Annotated in this window: 18 protein-coding genes; 9 read left to right on the top strand and 9 right to left on the bottom strand. The window is 72.4% G+C overall.

The annotated features are described in order from the left end of the window. Positions 1-27: 27 nt before the first annotated feature. The 3 genes from ACBJ32_RS44125 to ACBJ32_RS44115 are packed head-to-tail and all read right to left on the bottom strand — an operon-like array spanning position 28 to position 2,691. Positions 28-585 (bottom strand): lactate utilization protein C, encoded by a 558-nt coding sequence (locus ACBJ32_RS44125; protein ID WP_375131910.1) that lies wholly within the window; start codon positions 583-585, stop codon positions 28-30. After that, complete coding sequence (locus ACBJ32_RS44120; protein ID WP_357877753.1) at positions 572-1,963, bottom strand: lactate utilization protein B; 1,392 nt, start codon at positions 1,961-1,963, stop codon at positions 572-574. The genes ACBJ32_RS44125 and ACBJ32_RS44120 overlap by 14 nt, the downstream gene beginning before the upstream one ends. Then, positions 1,960-2,691, bottom strand: coding sequence for a (Fe-S)-binding protein (locus ACBJ32_RS44115; protein ID WP_357877756.1), 732 nt, complete (start codon positions 2,689-2,691; stop codon positions 1,960-1,962). The genes ACBJ32_RS44120 and ACBJ32_RS44115 overlap by 4 nt, the downstream gene beginning before the upstream one ends. 88 nt (positions 2,692-2,779) lie before the next feature. Between ACBJ32_RS44115 and ACBJ32_RS44110 the strand changes: the two genes are divergently transcribed. Then, on the top strand, positions 2,780-3,478 hold the full coding sequence (locus tag ACBJ32_RS44110) for a FadR/GntR family transcriptional regulator (protein WP_375131909.1): 699 nt from the start codon (positions 2,780-2,782) through the stop codon (positions 3,476-3,478). Here the strand turns inward: ACBJ32_RS44110 and ACBJ32_RS44105 are convergent. Then, on the bottom strand, positions 3,475-4,905 hold the full coding sequence (locus tag ACBJ32_RS44105) for a sulfatase (RefSeq protein WP_375131908.1): 1,431 nt from the start codon (positions 4,903-4,905) through the stop codon (positions 3,475-3,477). The two genes, ACBJ32_RS44110 and ACBJ32_RS44105, sit on opposite strands and share 4 nt — an antisense overlap. An 82-nt stretch (positions 4,906-4,987) precedes the next feature. Between ACBJ32_RS44105 and ACBJ32_RS44100 the strand changes: the two genes are divergently transcribed. Beyond that, complete coding sequence (locus ACBJ32_RS44100) at positions 4,988-5,989, top strand: LLM class F420-dependent oxidoreductase (RefSeq protein ID WP_375131907.1); 1,002 nt, start codon at positions 4,988-4,990, stop codon at positions 5,987-5,989. Here the strand turns inward: ACBJ32_RS44100 and ACBJ32_RS44095 are convergent. Continuing rightward, positions 5,986-7,926, bottom strand: coding sequence for an FtsX-like permease family protein (locus tag ACBJ32_RS44095; protein WP_375131906.1), 1,941 nt, complete (start codon positions 7,924-7,926; stop codon positions 5,986-5,988). The genes ACBJ32_RS44100 and ACBJ32_RS44095 overlap by 4 nt on opposite strands. Then, positions 7,923-8,606, bottom strand: a complete 684-nt coding sequence (locus tag ACBJ32_RS44090; RefSeq protein WP_357877770.1) for an ABC transporter ATP-binding protein — start codon at positions 8,604-8,606, stop codon at positions 7,923-7,925. Before ACBJ32_RS44090 ends, ACBJ32_RS44095 begins: the two co-directional genes overlap by 4 nt. Positions 8,607-8,698: 92 nt before the next feature. Between ACBJ32_RS44090 and ACBJ32_RS44085 the strand changes: the two genes are divergently transcribed. Further along, positions 8,699-9,346 (top strand): response regulator transcription factor, encoded by a 648-nt coding sequence (locus ACBJ32_RS44085; protein ID WP_357877773.1) that lies wholly within the window; start codon positions 8,699-8,701, stop codon positions 9,344-9,346. Between the two features lie 46 nt (positions 9,347-9,392). Continuing rightward, on the top strand, positions 9,393-10,118 hold the full coding sequence (locus ACBJ32_RS44080) for a DUF4328 domain-containing protein (RefSeq protein ID WP_357877776.1): 726 nt from the start codon (positions 9,393-9,395) through the stop codon (positions 10,116-10,118). Here ACBJ32_RS44080 and ACBJ32_RS44075 read toward each other — a convergent pair. The 3 genes from ACBJ32_RS44075 to ACBJ32_RS44065 are packed head-to-tail and all read right to left on the bottom strand — an operon-like array spanning position 10,115 to position 14,862. Beyond that, on the bottom strand, positions 10,115-13,771 hold the full coding sequence (locus ACBJ32_RS44075) for a DNA polymerase III subunit alpha (RefSeq protein ID WP_375131905.1): 3,657 nt from the start codon (positions 13,769-13,771) through the stop codon (positions 10,115-10,117). The two genes, ACBJ32_RS44080 and ACBJ32_RS44075, sit on opposite strands and share 4 nt — an antisense overlap. Next, complete coding sequence (locus ACBJ32_RS44070) at positions 13,771-14,037, bottom strand: DUF6504 family protein (protein ID WP_253759025.1); 267 nt, start codon at positions 14,035-14,037, stop codon at positions 13,771-13,773. Before ACBJ32_RS44070 ends, ACBJ32_RS44075 begins: the two co-directional genes overlap by 1 nt. A 57-nt stretch (positions 14,038-14,094) precedes the next feature. Next, positions 14,095-14,862: a GntR family transcriptional regulator gene (locus ACBJ32_RS44065; RefSeq protein WP_375131904.1), complete on the bottom strand. Its 768-nt coding sequence runs from the start codon at positions 14,860-14,862 to the stop codon at positions 14,095-14,097. A gap of 112 nt (positions 14,863-14,974) precedes the next feature. Here ACBJ32_RS44065 and ACBJ32_RS44060 point away from each other — a divergent pair, with 112 nt between their 5' ends. The 5 genes from ACBJ32_RS44060 to ACBJ32_RS44040 are packed head-to-tail and all read left to right on the top strand — an operon-like array spanning position 14,975 to position 19,448. Further along, complete coding sequence (locus ACBJ32_RS44060) at positions 14,975-16,129, top strand: ABC transporter substrate-binding protein (protein WP_375131903.1); 1,155 nt, start codon at positions 14,975-14,977, stop codon at positions 16,127-16,129. After that, positions 16,126-16,950 (top strand): ABC transporter permease, encoded by an 825-nt coding sequence (locus tag ACBJ32_RS44055; protein WP_375131902.1) that lies wholly within the window; start codon positions 16,126-16,128, stop codon positions 16,948-16,950. The genes ACBJ32_RS44060 and ACBJ32_RS44055 overlap by 4 nt, the downstream gene beginning before the upstream one ends. Then, entirely contained in the window at positions 16,938-17,783 is an 846-nt protein-coding gene (locus ACBJ32_RS44050; RefSeq protein WP_375131901.1) for an ABC transporter permease, read from the top strand. The genes ACBJ32_RS44055 and ACBJ32_RS44050 overlap by 13 nt, the downstream gene beginning before the upstream one ends. Continuing rightward, the gene (locus ACBJ32_RS44045; RefSeq protein WP_375131900.1) at positions 17,780-18,853 is read left to right on the top strand and encodes an ABC transporter ATP-binding protein; all 1,074 of its coding nucleotides are present in this window, start codon (positions 17,780-17,782) and stop codon (positions 18,851-18,853) included. The genes ACBJ32_RS44050 and ACBJ32_RS44045 overlap by 4 nt, the downstream gene beginning before the upstream one ends. Beyond that, the gene (locus tag ACBJ32_RS44040) at positions 18,843-19,448 is read left to right on the top strand and encodes an HAD family hydrolase (RefSeq protein WP_375131899.1); all 606 of its coding nucleotides are present in this window, start codon (positions 18,843-18,845) and stop codon (positions 19,446-19,448) included. The genes ACBJ32_RS44045 and ACBJ32_RS44040 overlap by 11 nt, the downstream gene beginning before the upstream one ends. Position 19,449 lies beyond the last annotated feature (1 nt).

Below are 19,449 nucleotides of genomic sequence, written 5' to 3'. Positions count from 1 at the left end.
GATCACCCGGGCGGCCGGGCCCCGTGCTCAGGTACTGATGATCACTTCCAGGGTGCGGGGGCCGTGCACGCCCTCGACCCGGTTCAGCTCGATGTCGCTGGTGGCCGAGGGGCCGCTGATCCAGGTGAGGGGGCGGGCCGGGTCGAGCCGGGCGACGGCCTCCGGCACGCCCGGCACGATCTGGTCGGCCCGCACCACGCACAGGTGGTAGTCGGGGACCAGCGTCTGCGCCCTCGTGCCCTGGCCGGGGCCGTGGTCGAGGACGATGGTGCCGGTCTCGGCGATGGCCACGGCGCAGTTCGTGACCACGCCGTCGGCCGTGTTCACGTCGTCCCAGCCGCCCGCCCGGCCGAAGCCGTCGGGAACGATCATGCGGCGCTCGCCGAGGCATTCGTCGATCTTGCCGGGGACCTCGGCCGCCGGGACGACGTGCACGATCGCCCGGTAGTCGTCCACCCGCTCGGCGAACAGCCCGACCAGGTCGTCCACCTGCCGTTCCGTCCGGTAGGCGCGCGGGATCTCGACGTCCTGCGCCCCGGCGACGGCCTTGCGGACCCTGGCGAGGATCTCCTCACGCGCGCTCATTCCGCTCCCACCAGTCTCTGAAGGATTCTTCGGGAATCTCGGGCAGGTCCCGGGTGTCCGTCCAGGCCGCCAGCGGCCCGGGCAGCCGCTTGGGGACCAGCTTGCGTACGCGGGTGGCCGCGCGCTGCGCCTTGGCCAGCCGCTCGTGGTCGTTGAGTATCCAGCCGGCCACCTTCATGCCGGCCTTCTCCGCCGCCGCGTGCGGTGCCTTGGCCCGCAGGTCCACCAGGACCTCGGGGATGTCGATGGCCACCGGGCAGGCCTCGTAGCAGGCGCCGCAGAGGCTGGAGGCGAACGGCAGCGAGGCGTCCAGCTCGGAGGACATGCCCCGCAACTGCGGGGTGAGGATCGCGCCGATGGGGCCCGGATACACCGAGCCGTACGCGTGTCCGCCCGCGCGCTCGTACACGGGGCACACGTTCAGGCAGGCCGAGCAGCGGATGCAGCGCAGCGCCTGGCGGCCCACCTCGTCGGCGAGCACGTCGGTGCGGCCGTTGTCGAGCAGCACCAGGTGGAACTCCTGGCCCTCGACGGCGCCGGTCCACATGCTGGTGTAGGGGTTCATCCGCTCGCCTGTGGAGCTTCTCGGCAGGAGCTGGAGGAACACCTCCAGATCCCGCCAGGAGGGCAGCAGCTTCTCGATCCCGACGACGCTGATGAGGGTCTCGGGCAGGGTCAGGCACATGCGGCCGTTGCCCTCGGACTCCAGCACCACCAGCGTGCCGGTCTCGGCCACCATGAAGTTGGCGCCGGAGATCGCGACCTTGCTCCTGAGGAAACGTTCGCGCAGGTGGAGCCGGGCTGCCTCGGCGAGGGCGGGCGGGTCGTCGGTCAGGTCGGCGGAGACGTGCGGCATCTTGTCGAGGAAGATCTCGCGGATCTCCGACCGGTTGCGGTGGATCGCGGGGACCAGGATGTGGCTGGGGAAGTCGTCGCCGAGCTGGACGATCAGCTCGGCCAGGTCCGTCTCGTACGCGGTGATGCCATGCTCGGCCAGCGCCTGGTTGAGCTCGATCTCCTGGGTGGCCATCGACTTGACCTTGACCACCTCGGTCTCGCCGGTGGCCTTGACCAGGTCCGTCACGATGCGGTTGGCCTCGGCGGCGTCCCTGGCCCAGTGGACGGTGCCGCCCGCCCGCGTCACGGCCGCCTCGAGCTGGAGCAGGTAGCGTTCGAGGTTGCGCAGCGTGTGGTCCTTGATGGCCTTGCCCGCCGCGCGCAGCTCCTGCCAGTCGGGCAGCTCGCCGACGACGCTCGCCCGCTTGCCGCGAATGGTGTGGGTGGCCTTGCGGAGGTTGAAGCGGAGCTGCGAGTTCTGTACGGCCTCCCGGGAGTTCTCCGGGAAACTTCCTGGCATGCCGAGGAATGTCGCGCTCATTGGGCCTCCTCCGTCGATGCGAGGATCTCTGCCAGATGCATGGTCCTGACTCCGGTCTGCTGGCGGCTCAGGGTGCCGCCGATGTGCATGAGGCAGGAGTTGTCGGCCGCGCACAGCACCTCGGCGCCCGTGTCCATGATGTGGCGGGTCTTGTCGGCGCCCATCGCGGCGGAGACCGCCGGGTTCTTGACCGCGAACGTGCCGCCGAAGCCGCAGCACTCCTCGGCGCCCGGCAGCGGCACGAGCTCCAGGCCGCGCACGTTCCGCAGCAACCTGGTGGGCCGGTCGCCCAGGTGGAGGCCGCGGAGCGAGTGGCACGTCGGGTGATAGGTCACCCGGTGCGGGAAATAGGCGCCGACGTCCTCGACCTTCAGCACGTCGATCAGGAACTCCGACAGCTCGTACACCCTGGGCGCGACCTCCGCGATCGCCGCCGCTCCCCTGCTGCCCGGCTTGGCCAGCTTCGGGTACTGCTCGCGCACCATGGCCGCGCACGACCCCGACGGCGCGACGACCGCGTCGTACCCGGCGAACACCTCCGTGAAGTGCCGGGCCAGCCGCACGCCCTCCTCCCGGTAGCCGGTGTTGACGTGCATCTGCCCGCAGCACGTCTGGGCGGCGGGGAAGTCCACGTCGCAGCCGAGCCTGCGCAGGAGCGACACCACGGCCTTGCCGGTGCCCGGGAAGAGCGTGTCGTTCACGCACGTGATGAACAGGGCGACTCGCACGGCTCTCCTTCCGAAGTATGGTCCGACCACAGTATGGTCAGACCATATCGAACCACAACGTTTCCGGCCAGCATGAGGAGGCTCCGGGGTGGAGGACACCGGCTGGCGTCCCGTCAAGCGGACGCGGACGTTCGAGGACGTACTCGCTCAGATCGAGCGGCGCATCGCCGAGGACGGCCTCACCGTGGGCGACCGGCTGCCCGCCGAACGCCAGCTCGCCGAGCAGCTCGGCGTCAGCCGCTCCTCGGTACGCGAGGCGATGCGCGTGCTGGAGACCCTCGGCGTGGTCTCCTCCCAGGTCGGCCGGGGCCCCGACGCGGGCGCCGTGCTCACCTCGCGGCCCGACTCCGCGCTGACCGACCTGCTCCGGCTCCACCTCGGCCTGGCCAGCCTGGAGATGCGCGAGGTCATCGACACCCGGCACATGATCGAGCAGTGGGCCGCCGCGCAGGCGGCCGCGACAGGGGCCGACACCTCCGCGCTGGCCGCCGCCCTGGCCGGCATGGACGGGGCGCGGACGGCCGAGGAGTTCGTGGAGCACGACACGGCCTTCCACTGCGCGATCGCGGACGCCTCGGGCAACCGGCTCATCGCCGCCATCATGCGCTCGCTGCGCGACTCGATGCGCAGGTACTCGGTCGAAGCGGTGCAACGCCTCGGAGACACGTCCATCCTGCGCGCGGACCACGTACGGATCCTGGAGGCCATCGAGCGGGGCGAGGCGGACGAGGCGATCCGCGCCGTGTCGGAGCATCTCGCGCACGCCTACCCGTCGCTGTTCCGCTAGCCCTGCCTGTCGGCCTGGCGGCAGCTCGCTCCCGCGCACCCGACCATGCCGGCCAGCCGCTGGTCCAGCCGCGCCACCAGCGCCGGGTCGGCGGTCGCCGCCAGGTTCCTGAGCTGGTAGGGGTCGGTGTGCAGGTCGTAGAGCTGCCGCTCCCCCGTCTCGTACCGGACATAGGTGTGCTGCTCCGTACGCAACGCCTGGTATGCGGGCACGGGTGTCTGGGCCGCCGACGACCGGTCGGCGGGCCGGGTGAACTCCACCAGCACGTGCTTGCGCCATTCCGCGGGCGGCCTGCCGCGCAGCAGCGGCACCAGCGAGCGGCCCTCCGCGAACGGCGGCACCGCGGCCCCGCCCAGCTCGGCGAAGGTCGGGGCGAGGTCGATCGTGGCGCCCATCGGGGTGATCGTCGAGCCGGCCGCGACGCCGGGGCCGCGCACGACGAGCGGGATCCTGATCGCCTCCTCGAACGGAGTGGTCTTGCCCTGCTTGAGGCGATGTGTGCCGAGGTGGAAGCCGTTGTCCGAGGTGAAGAAGATGTAGGTGTTGTCCAGCTTCCCGGCCTCCTGCAGCGCGCTGACCACCGAGCCGACGAGGTCGTCCACGCCGAGCATGGCGCGCAGCCGCCTGCGGTAGTTCTCGTCCACGTCCGCCTGGGCGTCCAGCGAGAGCGGGCGCCTGTTGCGCAGCCACAACGGCTCGGCGCTCACGTCCGCCTGGTTGAACGACGGCGTCCGCGGCGCCATGGCCAGCGGGAAGGCGTGCGCGTGCCGGTGGGCGGGGTTGGCCGGGTTGTGCGGGCCGATCGGGGCGAGGTAGAGGAAGAACGGCTCGTCCCCGTCGGCGATGAAGTCGCGGGCCTTGCGGGCCAGCACGTCGGACAGGTAGTCCTGCTCCTCCCAGCCGTAGTCGCGCGGCACGCCGTTCTCGTTGAGCCGGTAGCCGTACTCTTCGTAGAGCCCGCGCACCGGGACGTCCCACTCGTTCCACCCCGGCGGCACGTACCTGCCCTCGGCCGTCTCGCCCGGGTAGTGGTTGAGGAACTTGCCCATCATGCCGGTGCGGTAGCCGGCCTGCTGCATCCAGGTGCCGATCGTGGAACGTTCCAGCCCCAGGGTGTGGAAGCGGTCGAAGCCCCCTTCCGGGGCGGTGTTGGTCAGCACGCCGTGGCTGTGGACGTGCTGGGAGCGCAGGATCGACGCCCTGGAGGGGCAGCACCAGGAGTTCGTCACGAAGAAGCGGTCGAACGAGGCCCCCTGGCGGACGAGATGCCGCGAGATGTTCGGGAAGAGCGGCAGGGTGCCGGCCTCGAGGTCGTCGGCCAGGATGAGGACGACGTTGGGCCGCGAGTCGCCCGCCGCGACCGTCGGCTCCGCTGCCGGCAGGAGCAACAGCAGCAGGCAGGCGAGTCGAGCGAGAGCCTTGAGCACAGAGTGTGACTACCCCGGGAGGTCCTCCATTGACACTTGGGACATCCCCACCCGTAATAGAACTTAATTCCGGAGGTGTCCCATGAAGCTCGGTCTGAACCTCGGCTACTGGCAGCGCAACGCCGACGACGCAACCGAATCGGTCCTGGCGGCCGAGCGGCTCGGCTACGACTCGGTGTGGACGGCCGAGGCGTACGGCAGCGACGTCTTCACGCCGCTCGCCTGGTACGGCGCGCGTACGTCCCGCATCAAGCTGGGCACCTCGATCGCCCAGATCTCGGCCAGGCCCCCGGTCACCACCGCGATGACCGCCATGACCCTCGACCACCTCACCGGCGGCCGGTTGCTGCTGGGCGTGGGCGCCTCGGGGCCGCAGGTGGTGGAGGGCTGGTACGGCCAGCCGTTCGCCAGGCCGCTGGCCAGGACCCGCGAGTACGTCGAGATCATGCGCAAGGTGTGGCGCCGCGAGGAGCCGGTGACCAGCGACGGCGAGCACTACCCGCTGCCGCTGCCCGGCGGGCTGGGCAAACCGCTCAGGTCCATCACCCATCCGCTCCGCTCCGACATCCCCCTCTATCTCGGGGCGGAAGGGCCGAAGAACGTGGCGCTGGCCGCCGAGGTGGCGCAGGGGTGGCTGCCGCTGTTCGCGTTCCCCGAGAAGATCGAGGAGATGTACGGCGAGGCGCTGTCGGGCGCCGAGCCGGGCTTCGACGTGGCGGCCATGGTGATGGTGCTGATCTCCGACGACCTGCGGGCCGCCCTCGACGTGGTCAAGACGATGCTGACGCTCTACATCGGCGGCATGGGCGCCAGGCAGCGCAACTTCCACGCCGACATCATCGGCCGGATGGGCTACGCCGAGGCGGCCGAGCACATCCAGGCGCTGTACCTGGCGGGGCGCAAGGACGAGGCCTTCCGGGCGATCCCGGACGAGCTGGCCGACGGCATCTCGCTCGTCGGCCCGCCCGGCCGGATCAAGGAGCGGCTGGAGCTGTGGCATCGCAGCCCTGTCACGAGCCTGCTCGTCATGGGGGTGCGGGACGAGCCGTCGCTGAAGCTCGTCCGCGACCTCGTCCTGGGCTAGTCGGGCCGGGGCGCCGGATCCGAGGTGACGGAGCGGAGCAGCGGGCGGCTCAGCGCGCCCGCCGCGATCACCCCGGCGAAGCCCGCCACGACGCAGCCGGCCAGCGTGAGCGTGCCGGCCACGTTCATGCCGCCGATCATGAACGGCACCGCGCAGAACGCCCCGACCAGGATCGCCCCGCCGCCCATGACCGTCAGCGGGACGAGCGTCTCGGCGCGGCGGGCCCGGTCGAGCACCTCCAGCGGCGTGCCCGCCAGGCGCAGCAGCCCGTACGTCTGCCGCCGGTCCAGGATCGACGACGTGGCCGTGATCCCCGAGCTGGCGATGGCCACCAGGAACGACACCGACAGCACCACGATCGTGCCCACCCGGACGTCGGCCAGGAGCTGGATGCCGAACCGCTGGTCGTCGCGCTCCGTGGTGGGCGTGCGGCCGGGCACCAGGCCGGCCATCGCGGTGCGGGCGCGGTCGAGGGTGGCGGTGTCGGCGGTGCTGCCCAGGGCCGCGACGACGACGTCCTTGACGGGCTTCACGTCGGCCCGCACGCCGGACGCGCGCAGCCGCTCGCGGGCCTGCTCGGCCACCTCCGCCGCCTGCCCGGCGGGCGCGGTGACGCGCAGCTGCGGCGGGCCGGCCGCGTCGCCGTCGAACGCCGACGGGCTGAGCAGGCCGAGGAAGCCCGCCACGAAGCCGGTCAGCGCCACGCCGCTCACCGTGCGCCAGGCCGAGCGCGGGTCGTCCACCAGCCGGCGGCCTGCGAGCAGCCGGGCAGGACCCCGCGCGCTCGCCGCCGTGATCCGGCCGATCACGCCGACCACCCACGGCCCCGCCAGGTTGATGCACAGGAACGCCAGCGCGAGCGCCACCGCGATGATCGTGACGCTGGTGCCCCTGGTCAGCATCGGGAACACGGCCAGCACCGCCAGCAGGGCGAGCACCCGTACGAAGCGCATGGCGGGCGGCGTCTCCCGCCTGGCCACGCCGAGCGGGCTCACCACGACCCGCCGCAGGCCGGCCACCGCGGACAGCCCCACCAGCAGCGGCACCGCGACCAGCACCCCGGCCAGGACGAGCGGCCCGGGGAACAGGTCGGCGGCGAACCACGGCCCGCCCTGCATCTCGATCCCGGCCAGCAGCGGCACGGCCAGCGCGAAGGCGACGGCCCCCGCGAGCGCGCCGGCCAGCGCGACGATCACCGCCTCCGCCACGGTCATCCCGACGACCTGCGCGGGCGTGGCCCCGACCAGGCGCAGCGCGGCCAGCCGCTGGTCACGCCTGGCCACCGTGAGCCGGGCCGCCGCGCCCCCGAACACCAGCAGCGGCACCACCATGAGCACGCTGGCGACGAGCGAGAGCACCCGGTACGCCTCCGCGTCCTCGCTCGGCTGCCCCGCCAGGCTCGCGACCTTCACGGGCGGCTTGGCGACGACCCAGTCGTCGGTGCGGGCCGCGGTCATCGCGGGGCTGTCCGGCGCGTGGCCGACGACCGCGACCAGCTCGTCCGGATGGACCAGCCCCTCGTCGCCGAGCACCCCCTCCGGGCCTGGGTAACGGTCGCCCAGCTCGCCGGCGGGCAGCTCCCTGGCCAGCTCGGCCAGCGCCGGCGACAGCCACACCTCGCCGGGCGCGGGGAAGCGGGGCAGGCCCGGCGGCGGCGCGGGCGACTTGCCCGGGAGCGCGGCCAGGTCGATGACGGTGATGGCCTGGTCGCGGACGAAGTCGAAGCGGGACGCCTCCACGGCCACCGCGCCGGAGGCGGCCGGGACCGGGTTGCGCCAGGCGCCGCGCTCGGCCCTGGCCTGGAAGGCGGAGTTCGCCGCCACGGCGAACAGCAGCAGCGCCGTGGCCACCGCGACGGCGCCCAGCGTGAGCCAGGTGCCGAGCAGCCCCCTGCGGCCGCCGCCCTTGAGCAGCCGCCAGGTCAGGTCGAGGTTCACGCCATCGCCCCGCTCGTGCGCGCCAGCAGCCGGCCGTCGCGGACCTCGACCGTGCGGTCGCACCAGGCGGCCACGTTCGGGTCGTGGGTGACGACGATCAGGCTGGCGTCGTTGTGCTTGGTGGCCTCCACCAGCAGCCGCATCGTGTCCTGCCCCGTCTGCTGGTCGAGCGCCCCCGTTGGCTCGTCGGCGAAGACCACGGCCGGCCTGGTGACCAGCGCCCTGGCGATGGCCACCCGCTGCGCCTGGCCGCCGGACAGCTCCCCCGGCCGCCTGGACTCCATGGAGTGCAGGCCGAGCGGGGCGAACCACTCGCGAGCCTGCCGTACGGCCTGGGTCCTCGGCACGCCGCCCAGCATGAGCGGGAGGGCCACGTTCTCCTCGGCGGGCAGCTCGGGCAGGAGCTGGCCGAACTGGAAGACGAAGCCGAAGCGGGTGCGGCGCAGCGCGCTGCGCTTGCGCTCGCCCAGCGAGTCGATGCGCTGGCCGAGCAGGTGCACCTCGCCCCCGTCCGGCTTCATGATGCCGGCCAGGCAGTGCAGCAGCGTCGACTTGCCGGAACCGCTCGGCCCCATGATCGCCACGGCTTCGCCCGCCCGTACCGCGATGTCCACGCCGCCCAGGGCGACCGTCTGCCCGAACCGCTTGGCCAGGGCATGTCCAACAAGCACGTCGTTCATGCCGTCCAGGCTCCCGCCGGAGGAGGTGCCGGGGGATCGGCCGTGCGTCCATATCCGCCTCGGCCGAACGGCTGATCCCTAGAGTTGGGGCCGTGACTATTCGGGTTCTCATCGCAGACGACCAGCAACTGGTGCGCACCGGCTTCCAGATGATTCTGGATGCCCAACCGGACATGGAGGTCGTGGCCGCGGTCTCGGACGGGGCCGAGGCCGTCTCGGAGGCCAGGCGGCTGCGGCCGGACGTGTGCCTGCTCGACATCAGGATGCCCAAGCTCGACGGGCTGGAGGTGACCCGCGTGCTGGCGGGCCCCGGCGTGGAGAACCCGATGCGGGTCGTCATCGTCACCACCTTCGACCTGGACGAGTACGTGTACGGAGCCCTGCGCTCCGGCGCCACCGGCTTCCTGCTCAAGGACAGCGGGCCCACGCTGCTGATCGAGGCGGTCAGGGCCGCGGCGGCGGGCGACGCGCTGGTGTCGCCGTCGATCACCGTGCGGCTGCTGCAGCACCTGGCCCAGCCCCGCCGCGCCGCGCTGCCGGTGAACGACCCGCTGACGGACCGCGAGCTGGACGTCGTGCGCCTGGTGGCCAGGGGGCGGACGAACCAGGAGGTGGCCGGGGAGCTGTTCGTGTCACTGTCCACCGTGAAGACGCACCTGGGCAGCATCCAGGCCAAGCTCGGTGTCCGCAATCGGGTTGAAATCGCAGCTTGGGCGTGGGAATCCGGCGTGGTGAGCTGATTAACAGCGGGGCTGCCGGGATACAAGTGAATCAGAACCTCAGCGCATGGCCCGGGGGGAGATCAACGTGCGCTACACCCAGGCATCGCCCGCCAGAGCCGCCTCTGCCGTTTACGTGACGCTCACCGCCCAGATCCTCTCCCTCGGCGCTCTCGTGAGCTTCGAGCTGTCGCGCGGGCGCCGGCTCGCCGCCGAGCTGGCCGCCTTCGGCGGACGTCCGCAGGGCGCCGACGCCGAGGCCGTGGTCGGGGCGGTGACGATGTTCGCGGTGCTGATGATGCTGGTGGCCGGCACCACGATCGCCGCCGCTGCCGCCTACGTGACCTGGCTCGTACGCGCCAGGCAGGCCAACGACCGCTCGGCCGCGACCGGCCCCGTCGCGGCGGCCTGGCTGCTTCCCGGCGTCAACCTGATCGCGCCGGCGGTGCTGGTCGACGAGATCTGGCGCGGCACCCGCCCGCCGGCCGGGCGCCGCGGGCGGTGGCTGGCGCTGCTGGCGGGGTGGTGGGCGGCCTGGCTGGCCGCGCTCGCCCTGGTGACGATCCGGCTCCCGCTCGGCGCCTCCGCGGGCGACCTGACGGGGGTGGGGGTGCCGGAGCTGGCCTGCGCCTCGGTGGCCGCCCTGCTGTGCGCCTGCACCGTGCGGGAGCTGACCCGGCTGCAGCGGGCGGCCCGCTCGGCCCGTCCCGTCGAGGCCGGCACCGTACGCACCTTCTCGCCGCAGGCACCGCAGCCCGCCCCGGGGTCCACGGCGATGGGACGTACGAGCTAGGCCGCCGTGGGCCCGGAGCTGCCCGGGCTGGCGTGCCAGAGCTGCCTGGGCGGGTTGGCGGTGATGGCCGGGCCGAGGTCGGAGTAGGGCGAGAGGCGGAAGCCGTTGGCGTACTCGATCTTGCGTCCGCCGACCCCCGCCAGCTCCTCCGGCGCCCGCTCGACGACGGCGCGCACCGCCTCGATGCCCCGCGAGCGCCACAGCGCGTCGAGGTCGGCGAGGTTCCAGCAGTCGACCGCCCGCAGCGACACCGCCCGCGTCCCCGTGCGCCGGACCACCCCCCTGGCCAGCATGAGCCACGAGCCGAACACGATCGACGCGCACCGCCCCTGCACCGACTCGAAGAACGTCAGGTCGACCGGCCCCGTCGAGTCGTCGAGCGTGGTGAAGATGACGCGCTGGCCCGAGCGCACGGCCGGCGTCTGGGTGGCCACCTTGACCCCGGCGACCAGGATCTCCGCCCCGTTGCGCTGGGCGAGCAGGTCTCTGGAACGCACCACCCCCAGCGCGTCGAGCAGCTCGTCGTGGAAGCTGATGACGTGCCGGCTGACGTCGATGCCGAGGATCTCCAGCTCGGCCTCGACCATCTCCGTCTCCGTCATCTCGGGCAGCTCCCCCGGCGACAACCTCTCGCCGAACCCGAGCGGAAGCTGTGCCGCCGGGGGAGCCGCGTTCCTGGAGAGATCCATGTGGGAGTTGTAGCGCCTGGACTTGCGCGGGCCCGCCTGCACGCCGATCGCCGAGGCCCGGTCGAGCGCGCCGACCTGGGCGATCAGGTCGCGCCTGGTCAGCTCGCCGGGACGCCAGCGCTGGTGCCCGCCCGGGTGCAGGTCGTGCAGCGCGTCGAGGCCGCCGACCTGGACGATCCGCTCGATCGTGGGCCGCGAGGGCCTGGCGCGGTCCCAGAAGTCGGCCAGCGACGTGTACGGCTGCCCCGCCACCATCCGCTCGACCTCGGCCTCGCTCACGCCCTTGATCGCCGAGAACGGCACCCGCAGCGCGTATCCCCTGCCGATGTCGCCGATCTTGAAGTCTCTGACCCGCCGCCGCGCGTCGTCCGGGGAGCCCAGCTCGGCGGCCCGCACGCGGACCTGGACGCGCGGCCCGAGCCGCTCCACCTGCCAGTCCTTGCCCGACTTGTTGATGTCCAGCGGCAGGATCTTCACCCCGCACTGCCTGGCCTCGTCGATGATGACCCGCGGCGGGTACATGCCGGGCTCGTGCGTGAGCACCCCGGCGAAGAACGCCGCCGCGTGGTGCCGCTTGAGCCAGGCCGACTGGTACGTGGGCAGCGCGAACGCCGCCGCGTGCGCCTTGCAGAACCCGAAGGAGCCGAACGCGTCCAGCACCTGCCAGGCCCGCTCCACGGCCGCGTCGTCGAACCCGTTGGCCTTGGACAGGGGGACGAACGCCCTGCGTACCCTGGCCCGCCCCTCGGGTGTGTCGAGCGTGCGCCGCAGCTTCTCGGCGTACGACAGGTCGCGCCCGGTCATCACCGAGATGATCTTCAGTACCTGCTCGTGGAAGACGACGACGCCGTGCGTCTCGCTCAGCGCCTCCCGCAGCCGCTCGTGCGGATAGTACGGCTGCCGCCACCCGTGCCTGGCCTCCAGGTAGGGGGTGACCATGTCGGAGTTGACCGGCCCCGGCCGGAACAGCGAGATGTCCACGATCAGGTCGTGCATCCTGCGCGGCTCCAGCTTGGCCACCAGCTCGCGCTGCCCCGGCGACTCGATCTGGAAGCAGCCGAGGGTGCGGGAGGCGCAGATCATGTCGTAGGTGTCCTGGTCGTCGTGCGGCACGTACTGCTTGGCGGGGTCGTCGCCGCTCTGGGTGTCGAGCTCGACCGCGACGTCGTCCACGCGCTTGATCTCGCTCAGCGCGTACGCCAGCGCGGACTGCATCCGCACGCCCAGCACGTCGAGCTTGAGCAGCCCCGCCTCCTCCACGTCGTCCTTGTCGAACTGCGACATCGGGAACTCCAGCAGGCTGCGCTCCACCGGCGTGCGGTCGCGCAGCCCGGCGTTGCCGATCAGCACGCCGCACGGGTGCAGCGCGATGTGCCTGGGCAGGCCGTCGAGCTTCTCCGCCAGCCGGAACACCCGGTCGAGCCCGGCCTCGCCGAGCCGGCTCTCGCGCAGCTCGGGCAGGTCCTCCAGGGACGCGGTGATCTGCCTGGCCCTGATGTGCGGGAACGCCTTGGCGATGGCGTCGATCTCGTGCGGCGGCAGGCCCATCGCCCCGGCGACGTCGCGGATGGCGCTGCGGGCCCGGTAGGTCTCCATCATGGACACGCAGGCCACGCGGGACTCGCCGTAGCGGTCGAAGATGGCCTGGTAGCAGTCGAGGCGGCGGGCCGACTCGACGTCCACGTCGATGTCGGGCAGCCCGATGCGGCCCTCCGACAGGAAGCGCTCCATGAGCAGGCCGTGGTCGAGCGGGTTCACCTCGCCGATGCCGATGAGGTAGTTGACCAGGCTGCCGGCGCCGGAGCCGCGGATGGCGCAGCGGATGCCCATGCCGCGGATCATGTCCGTGATGCCGGCCACGGCGATGAAGTACCCGGACAGGCGCTTGCGCTCGATGATGGCCATCTCGTCGCCGAGCCGGTCCCTGGCGTCGGCGGAGCGGTCGAGGCCGCGCCGGAACAGGCCGTCCTCGACCCGGTGGCGCAGCAGCGGCACGGGGTCGCGGCCGATCTCCGGCAGGTGCAGGCCGGGCGGGTCGTTGCGGAGCGCGAGCAGGTCGAGCGGCTCCATCGCGCACGCCTCGGCCAGCCGCCTGGTGGTGAACAGCAGCCTGGCCACCCGCTCCTGGTCCGCGCCGCACACCTTGGCCGCCACCTGCCACATCTCCTTGGTGCTCTTGAGATAGGCGTGGGAGGTGGTGCGCTCCAGGTGGCGCGGGTGCAGCGGGACGAGCTGGCGGGCCGCGTCGAGCACGTCGCCGACCTGGTGGTCGGTGGGGTCGAGGTAGCGTACGGCGTTGGTCAGGATCGCCGGCACCCCCGCCGACTCGGCCAGGCCGAGCATGCGCACGGCCGTGGTCGCGTCGCGGAAGCCGTACTGGTCGACCAGCTCGATCACCACGCCGGGCACCGCCGCCCGCCACATGCCGAGCAGCGCCCTGGCGTGCTCGTCGCGCCGCTCGGCCACCGCGCGGCCCACGTCGGACCTGGGGCCGAGCAGCACCACGAGCCCGTCCTCCGAGCCGAACCCGTGATCGCCGCCGGGGCCCCCCGCCCACTCGCCGACCAGCTCGCGGGTCACCTTGGGCGCGCCGCGCTCCCCCGTGTGGTGGGCGGCCGTGACCAGGCGGCACAGGCGCGACCAGCCCTTGCCGCGGGCCAGCACGGTGACGCGGTCCTCGGCGTCCGGGCCGGTGCGCGGGCGCGGCGCGCGGGCCCCCGGCACCGGGGTGAAGGCCGGGGCGGGGGCGTCGAGCGCCAGGTTCACGCCGAGCACCGGCGCGATGCCGGCCTCGGCGCACGCCTGGGCGTGCTTGATCGCGCCGTAGAGGCCGTCGCGGTCGGTCAGCGCGAGGATGTCCATCCCGTGCTCCACCGCCCGGTTCACCAGCGCTCGCGGGAACGCGGTGCCGTAGCGCATGGAGTAGGCGGAGCACACGTCGAGGTGCGGGAACGGGGGCGCCATCAGTCCCACGCCCTCAGCAGCAGCCAGCCGTTGCCGGCGGTGTCGTAACGCAGCTCGTAGGAGCCCACCTCGCGGCCCGGGCTGGCCTCCACCCGCCAGAACTGGCGCTCGCCGGGGTCGCCCTCGCCGGTCTTCCACCACTCGCGCGCGACCACCCACTGGTCGAGGACGCGGCGGACGAGGTACAGCCGGTCGCGCCAGACGAACTGGGTCGGCTCCCCGTCTCGGGTCCACACCTCTATCGGATCGCCATAGAGTCTGCTCAAGACGCTTCTCCCCGCGGCTCTGGTCCGTATGCTGAGCCACCCGGGGGAAGGCGGGCGCTATGACTCGAACATATGTTCTCCAGCGCCGAAACGCAAGTCGCCCGCCTGCCGTACGAGCGGGTTGGCGCCGATCGAGTTGCGGATGCTGAAGGCCACGCTGCCTGCGCGGTAACGGTCGTCGGACGTCTCCACGGGGCGGCCCTCATGGGTGGTCGTGGTCCTGCGCTGGCGCAGCAGCGGGCTGCCCCGGCGCACCCCCAGCAGGCGGGCGTCCTGCGCCCCCGCGGGCACCGCGTCGATGAGGTGCTCGCCGTAGGCGAACACCAGGCCGATGGACTCGTACAGCGCCTCGGTGACCGACTCGCAGTCGGCGGGCAGCTTCTCGACGGCGCCGGCCACCCACTCGGCGTACACCGTCCGCTCCAGCAGCACGGGCTCGCCCTCCAGCGTGCGCACGCGCAGCACCTCCAGCACCTGCGCCGAGCCCAGCCTGGCGGGCTCGGGACCGCGGGCGGCCCGGCGGCGCTGGGCGATCACCTGGCCGCCGTAGCGGTAGCCGTTCGCGCGCGCCCACTGCGCGAAGCTGTGCAACTCGGCGAAGCTCTGGCTGCGCGTCCTGCCGAGCACGATCCGCCTGGCGCCCTGCCGGGAGCCGACCAGCCCCTCGGCTGCCAGCACGGCGATCGCCTGGCGTACGGTGCCGCGGGCCGCGCCGTGCCGCTCGGCCAGCTCGGCCTCGCTGGGAAGCTGGGAACCGACCGGATGCGCGCCGGACAGGATCTCGTCCCGCAACTCATCGGCTATCCGTTCATAGCGCGCAACCATCCCCGATCCTTCCCATTCACTGAAGAGCAACATTGATGCGACTTACTTGGGCTCGCTTGTTTGTACAAGTTCTCCTACGTTCTTGACATACCCCCTGGAAAGTGGAGGCGTCGTGTTCACACCTCGCGCCCGAGCGGCCGGCATTGTCGCAGCCCTTACCGTAGTCACCGCGGCGTGCGGCGCCGCCCCGAGCACCCAGCAGACCACCCAGGCCTCGCAAGGCGGGGTGAACGCCGCCACCGCCACCTCCGCCGCGGACTTCGGCGGCCTCGACAAGCTGGTCGAGGCGGCCAAGAAGGAGGGCGCCCTGCACGTCATCGCCCTGCCGCCCGACTGGGCCAACTACGGCGAGATCATCGAGAAGTTCCAGGCCAAGTACGGCATCAAGATCGAGAGCGAGACCCCCGACGCGGCCAGCGCCGACGAGATCAACGCCGTCAAGACGCGCAAGGGCCAGGACCGCGCGCCCGACGTGCTCGACCTCGGCCAGTCGTTCGCGATCAGCGGGGCCGAGGAGGGCCTGTTCGCGCCGTACAAGGTGCAGACGTTCGACCAGATCCCCGAGGGCCAGAAGGAGGCGACGGGGCTCTGGGTCAACGACTACGGCGGCTACGTGTCCATCGGCTGCGACGCCAAGAAGATCAAGACCTGCCCGACGAGCTTCGCCGACCTGCTCAAGCCCGAGTACAAGGGGCAGGTCGCGATGAACGGCAACCCCACCGAGTCCGGCTCGGCCTTCGCCGGCGTGTACGCCGCCGCCATCGCCAACGGCGGCTCCTTCGACGACATCCAGCCCGGCATCGACTTCTTCAAGAAGCTCAAGGAGGCGGGCAACTACAACCCGGTCGAGACCACGCCCGCCACCATCGAGAACGGCGAGACCAAGATCAGCATCGACTGGGACTACAACAACGCCGCCTACGCGCCCCAGCTCACCGCCAAGGGCATCGACTGGAAGGTGAACGTGCCCGCCGACGGCAAGTACTTCCAGATGTACGCGCAGGCCATCAACAAGGACGCCCCGCACCCGGCCGCCGCCCGCCTGTGGCAGGAGTACCTCTACAGCGCCGAGGGCCAGAACCTCTACCTCAAGGGCTTCGCCCGCCCCGTCCTGCTGCCCGCGATGACCGCCGACGGCACCGTGGACAAGGCGCTGGCCGCCAACCTGCCCTCGGTGGAGGGCGAGCCCGCGTTCCCGACGACCGAGCAGGTCGACGCGGCCAAGGCCAAGCTGGCCGCCGGCTGGGACACCGCGATCTCGGGATGAGCCGCTCTCGTTCGCGTGGATGGGTGGGGGCGCTGCCGCTGCTGGCGTTCTTCGCGCTCGTGTTCGGCGTCCCCGCCATCGTGCTGGTGGCGGGGGCGTTCACCGCGCAGGGGCGGCCCAGCCTGGCCAACCTGTCGCAGAGCCTGCAGGGCGGCTACCTCACCGCCATGCTCGGCAGCGTGCGGCTGTCGGCCGTGGTGGCGCTGCTGGGGGCCGTGCTCGGCACGTTCCTCGCCCACGCCGTCGTCACCTCGCGCAGCACGATGCTGCGCGAGGCCGTGCTGACCGCTTCCGGCGTGCTGGCCAACTTCGGCGGGGTGCCGCTGGCGTTCTTCTGGATCGCCACGCTCGGCAACTCCGGCGTGGTCAGCGGCCTGGTCGGGCTGCCCTCCGGCTCCCTCTACACGTTCTGGGGGCTGGTCGTGGTCTACCTGTACTTCTCGATCCCGCTCATGGTGCTGGCCATGGCCCCGGCGCTGGACGGGCTGCGCCCGCAGTGGCGTGAGGCGGCGGCCAGCAGCGGGGCCACCGCCTGGCACTACTGGCGCTTCGTCGCGCTGCCCGTGCTGGCGCCGGCCATGCTGGGCGGCGTGGTGCTGCTGTTCGGCGGGGCCTTCTCCGCCTACGCCACCGCGAACGCCATGGTCGGCACCGTCGTCCCGCTCGTCACGCTGAAGATCGCCAGTGCGCTGACCGGCGACGTGCTGGTCGGCTACGAGAACATCGCGCTGGCGCTCAGCCTCGACATGGTCGTGGTGGCCGGGCTGGTCATGGCGATCTACCTGCCGCTGCAGAGAAGGACCTCCCGATGGCTGCACTGACCGGCCTGGAACGGGTCTCGGGGGCCGCGCCGCGGCGGCCCAGGGCGTGGCGCGGGCTGGTGTTCCTGCCGGCCGCCGCCTACTTCCTGGTCCCCCTGGGGACCGCCTTCTGGTACACGATCCACACGCCCACCGCCGGCGTGTCGCTGTCCGCCTACGGGGAGCTGCTGACGGCCGACGGCTTCGTCCGGTCGCTGTCGCTCTCGCTCGGGCTGGCCCTGGCCACGATCGTGGTCGTGCTGCTGCTGGCGCTGCCGGCGATGCTGGCCGTACGGCTCTTCGCGCCCCGGCTGCGGCCCGTCATGGAGGTGCTGTGCACGTTGCCGCTGGTGGTGCCGCCGATCACGTTCGTGGCGGGGATCGGCACGGCGCTGCGCGGCGGGACCGACCTGCTGGCCCCCACCCCGTTCTGGGCCACGCTGATCGCCGTGCAGGACCCGGCGTTCCCCGTGGTGCTGGTGCTGGCGTACGTGGTGCTGGTGCTGCCGTTCGTCTACCGGTCGCTGGACGCGGGGCTGCGCACCATGGACGTGCGGACGCTGGTCGAGGCGGCCCGCAACCTCGGGGCGTCGTGGCCGTACGTGCTGGTGCGGGTCGTCGTGCCCAACCTGCGCTCGGCCCTGGCCAGCGCGTCGTTCCTGACGCTGGCGCTGGTGCTGGGCGAGTACACCGTCGCCAGCCTGCTCGGCTACGAGCCGTTCGCGGTGTGGATCGTGACGGTGTCGGGCTCCAAGGGACAGCTCTCGGTCGCGGTGTCGATCCTGAGCCTGCTGCTCATCTGGCTGCTGCTGCTCGCGGTGTCCACCATCTTCAGCAAGGAGAAAGGGAAATGACCGCATCGGTGGAGTTCCGCGCGCTGCGGCGGACGTTCGGCAGGACGGTCGCGCTGGACGGCCTGGACCTGGTCGTCGCGCCCGGGGAGTTCGTCGCCCTGCTCGGCCCCTCGGGCTGCGGCAAGACGACGGCGCTGCGCTGCGTGGCCGGGTTCGAGCGGCCGGACTCGGGGGCCGTGCTGGTGGACGGCAAGGACGTGACGGACGTCCCCGCCAACAAGCGGGACGCGGGCATGGTCTTCCAGTCCTACTCCCTGTTCCCCAACCTGAACGCCCGCGACAACGTCGCCTTCGGCCTGCGCGTGCGCAAGGTCCCCGTGGCCACCAGGCGGGCCAGGGCGGACGAGCTCCTCGAACTCGTCGGCCTGCCCGCCCACGCCGACCGCTACCCGCACCAGCTCTCCGGCGGCCAGCAGCAGCGCGTCGCGCTGGCCCGCGCGCTCGCCCTGGAGCCGCGCGTGCTGCTGCTGGACGAGCCGCTGTCGGCGCTGGACGCCAAGGTACGGGTCGCGCTGCGCGAGGAGATCCGCCGCCTCCAGCTCGACCTGGGCATCACCACCATCTTCGTCACCCACGACCAGGAGGAGGCCCTGTCGGTCGCGGACCGGGTCGCGGTGCTGCGCGACGGGCGCCTTGAGCAGGTCGGGGCGCCGGCCGAGGTGTACGACCGGCCGGCCACGCCGTTCGTGGCGGAGTTCGTCGGCACCATGAACCACCTGGCCGGGCAGGTCTCTGGCGACCAGGTGACGGTGCTCGGCCAGTTGCTCCCGGTGGACGGCCCCGTTCCTGCGGATCCGTCCGTGGACGTGCTGATCCGTCCGGAAGCCGTGCAGGTCGTCCCGGCCGAGGACGGGCCCGCCGAGGTGCTGGCGGCCTCGTTCCGCGGCGCCTCCGTACGGCTCAGGCTCGCCGTGGAGGGCAGCGAGGTGCTCGCGGACGTGCCCGGCCACGAGGCGGCCAGGCTCGGCCCCGGCGCGCGCGTCACGGTGCGCCTGGTGGAGCGGCCCGTCCTGGTGGCGGCCCGCACGGTCACCGCCCCGGCCCCCGTCGTGGCCGCCGATGCGGTCTGAACCGGCGGCCGTCCTGCTGGACATGGACGGCACCCTGGTGGACACCGAAGGGCTGTGGTGGCAGGCCGTCACCTCCGTCGCGGGACGCCCGCTCACGGCCGTGGACCTGCCCTTCGTCCACGGCCGCACGATCGAGGACGTGGCCGCCTACCTCGGCTCGCCCGAGCTGACCGGCCCCCTCACCGACGCCTTCGCCGACCGCATCCACCGGGACCTGACGGTCGTGCGGGGAGCGCCCGAGCTCCTGGCCGGCCTGGCCGCCGGCGCCGTCCCCACCGCCCTGGTCAGCGCCTCTCCCCGGAGCATCGTGGAGCTGGTGCTGCCCAGGCTCGGGCACGCGTTCGACCTGGTGATCGCCAACGAGGACACGGAGCGGGGCAAGCCGTGGCCCGACCCGTACCTGGAGGCCGCCCGGCGGCTCGGGGCCGCGCCCTCGCGGTGCGTGGCCATCGAGGACAGCCCGGCGGGGATCGCGGCGGCCCGGGCGGCGGGGTGCCGCGTGCTGGTGGTGTCGCCCGGGCAGGGGCTGCCGTCCGTGCATGCCGTATGTGCTTGGCAGGAGGATTACGGGGAATCTCTTCCGGAGGAGGCTTGAA

Origin of the sequence: Nonomuraea sp. GTA35, from assembly GCF_041950525.1 — a bacterium.
Taxonomy (GTDB): Bacteria; Actinomycetota; Actinomycetes; order Streptosporangiales; family Streptosporangiaceae; genus Nonomuraea.
Note: the sequence above shows the minus strand (reverse complement) of the source record. Positions and strands in the feature narration are given on the sequence as shown.

Bases quoted from the DNA above. Each gene is read 5' to 3' on its own strand.
- ACBJ32_RS44125 (WP_375131910.1), bottom strand. From the start codon at position 585: ATGAGCGCGCGTGAGGAGATCCTCGCCAGGGTCCGCAAGGCCGTCGCC.
- ACBJ32_RS44120 (WP_357877753.1), bottom strand. From the start codon at position 1,963: ATGAGCGCGACATTCCTCGGCATGCCAGGAAGTTTCCCGGAGAACTCC.
- ACBJ32_RS44100 (WP_375131907.1), top strand. From the start codon at position 4,988: ATGAAGCTCGGTCTGAACCTCGGCTACTGGCAGCGCAACGCCGACGAC.
- ACBJ32_RS44090 (WP_357877770.1), bottom strand. From the start codon at position 8,606: ATGAACGACGTGCTTGTTGGACATGCCCTGGCCAAGCGGTTCGGGCAG.
- ACBJ32_RS44080 (WP_357877776.1), top strand. From the start codon at position 9,393: ATGGCCCGGGGGGAGATCAACGTGCGCTACACCCAGGCATCGCCCGCC.
- ACBJ32_RS44075 (WP_375131905.1), bottom strand. From the start codon at position 13,771: ATGGCGCCCCCGTTCCCGCACCTCGACGTGTGCTCCGCCTACTCCATG.
- ACBJ32_RS44065 (WP_375131904.1), bottom strand. From the start codon at position 14,862: ATGGTTGCGCGCTATGAACGGATAGCCGATGAGTTGCGGGACGAGATC.
- ACBJ32_RS44055 (WP_375131902.1), top strand. From the start codon at position 16,126: ATGAGCCGCTCTCGTTCGCGTGGATGGGTGGGGGCGCTGCCGCTGCTG.
- ACBJ32_RS44050 (WP_375131901.1), top strand. From the start codon at position 16,938: ATGGCTGCACTGACCGGCCTGGAACGGGTCTCGGGGGCCGCGCCGCGG.
- ACBJ32_RS44045 (WP_375131900.1), top strand. From the start codon at position 17,780: ATGACCGCATCGGTGGAGTTCCGCGCGCTGCGGCGGACGTTCGGCAGG.
- ACBJ32_RS44040 (WP_375131899.1), top strand. From the start codon at position 18,843: ATGCGGTCTGAACCGGCGGCCGTCCTGCTGGACATGGACGGCACCCTG.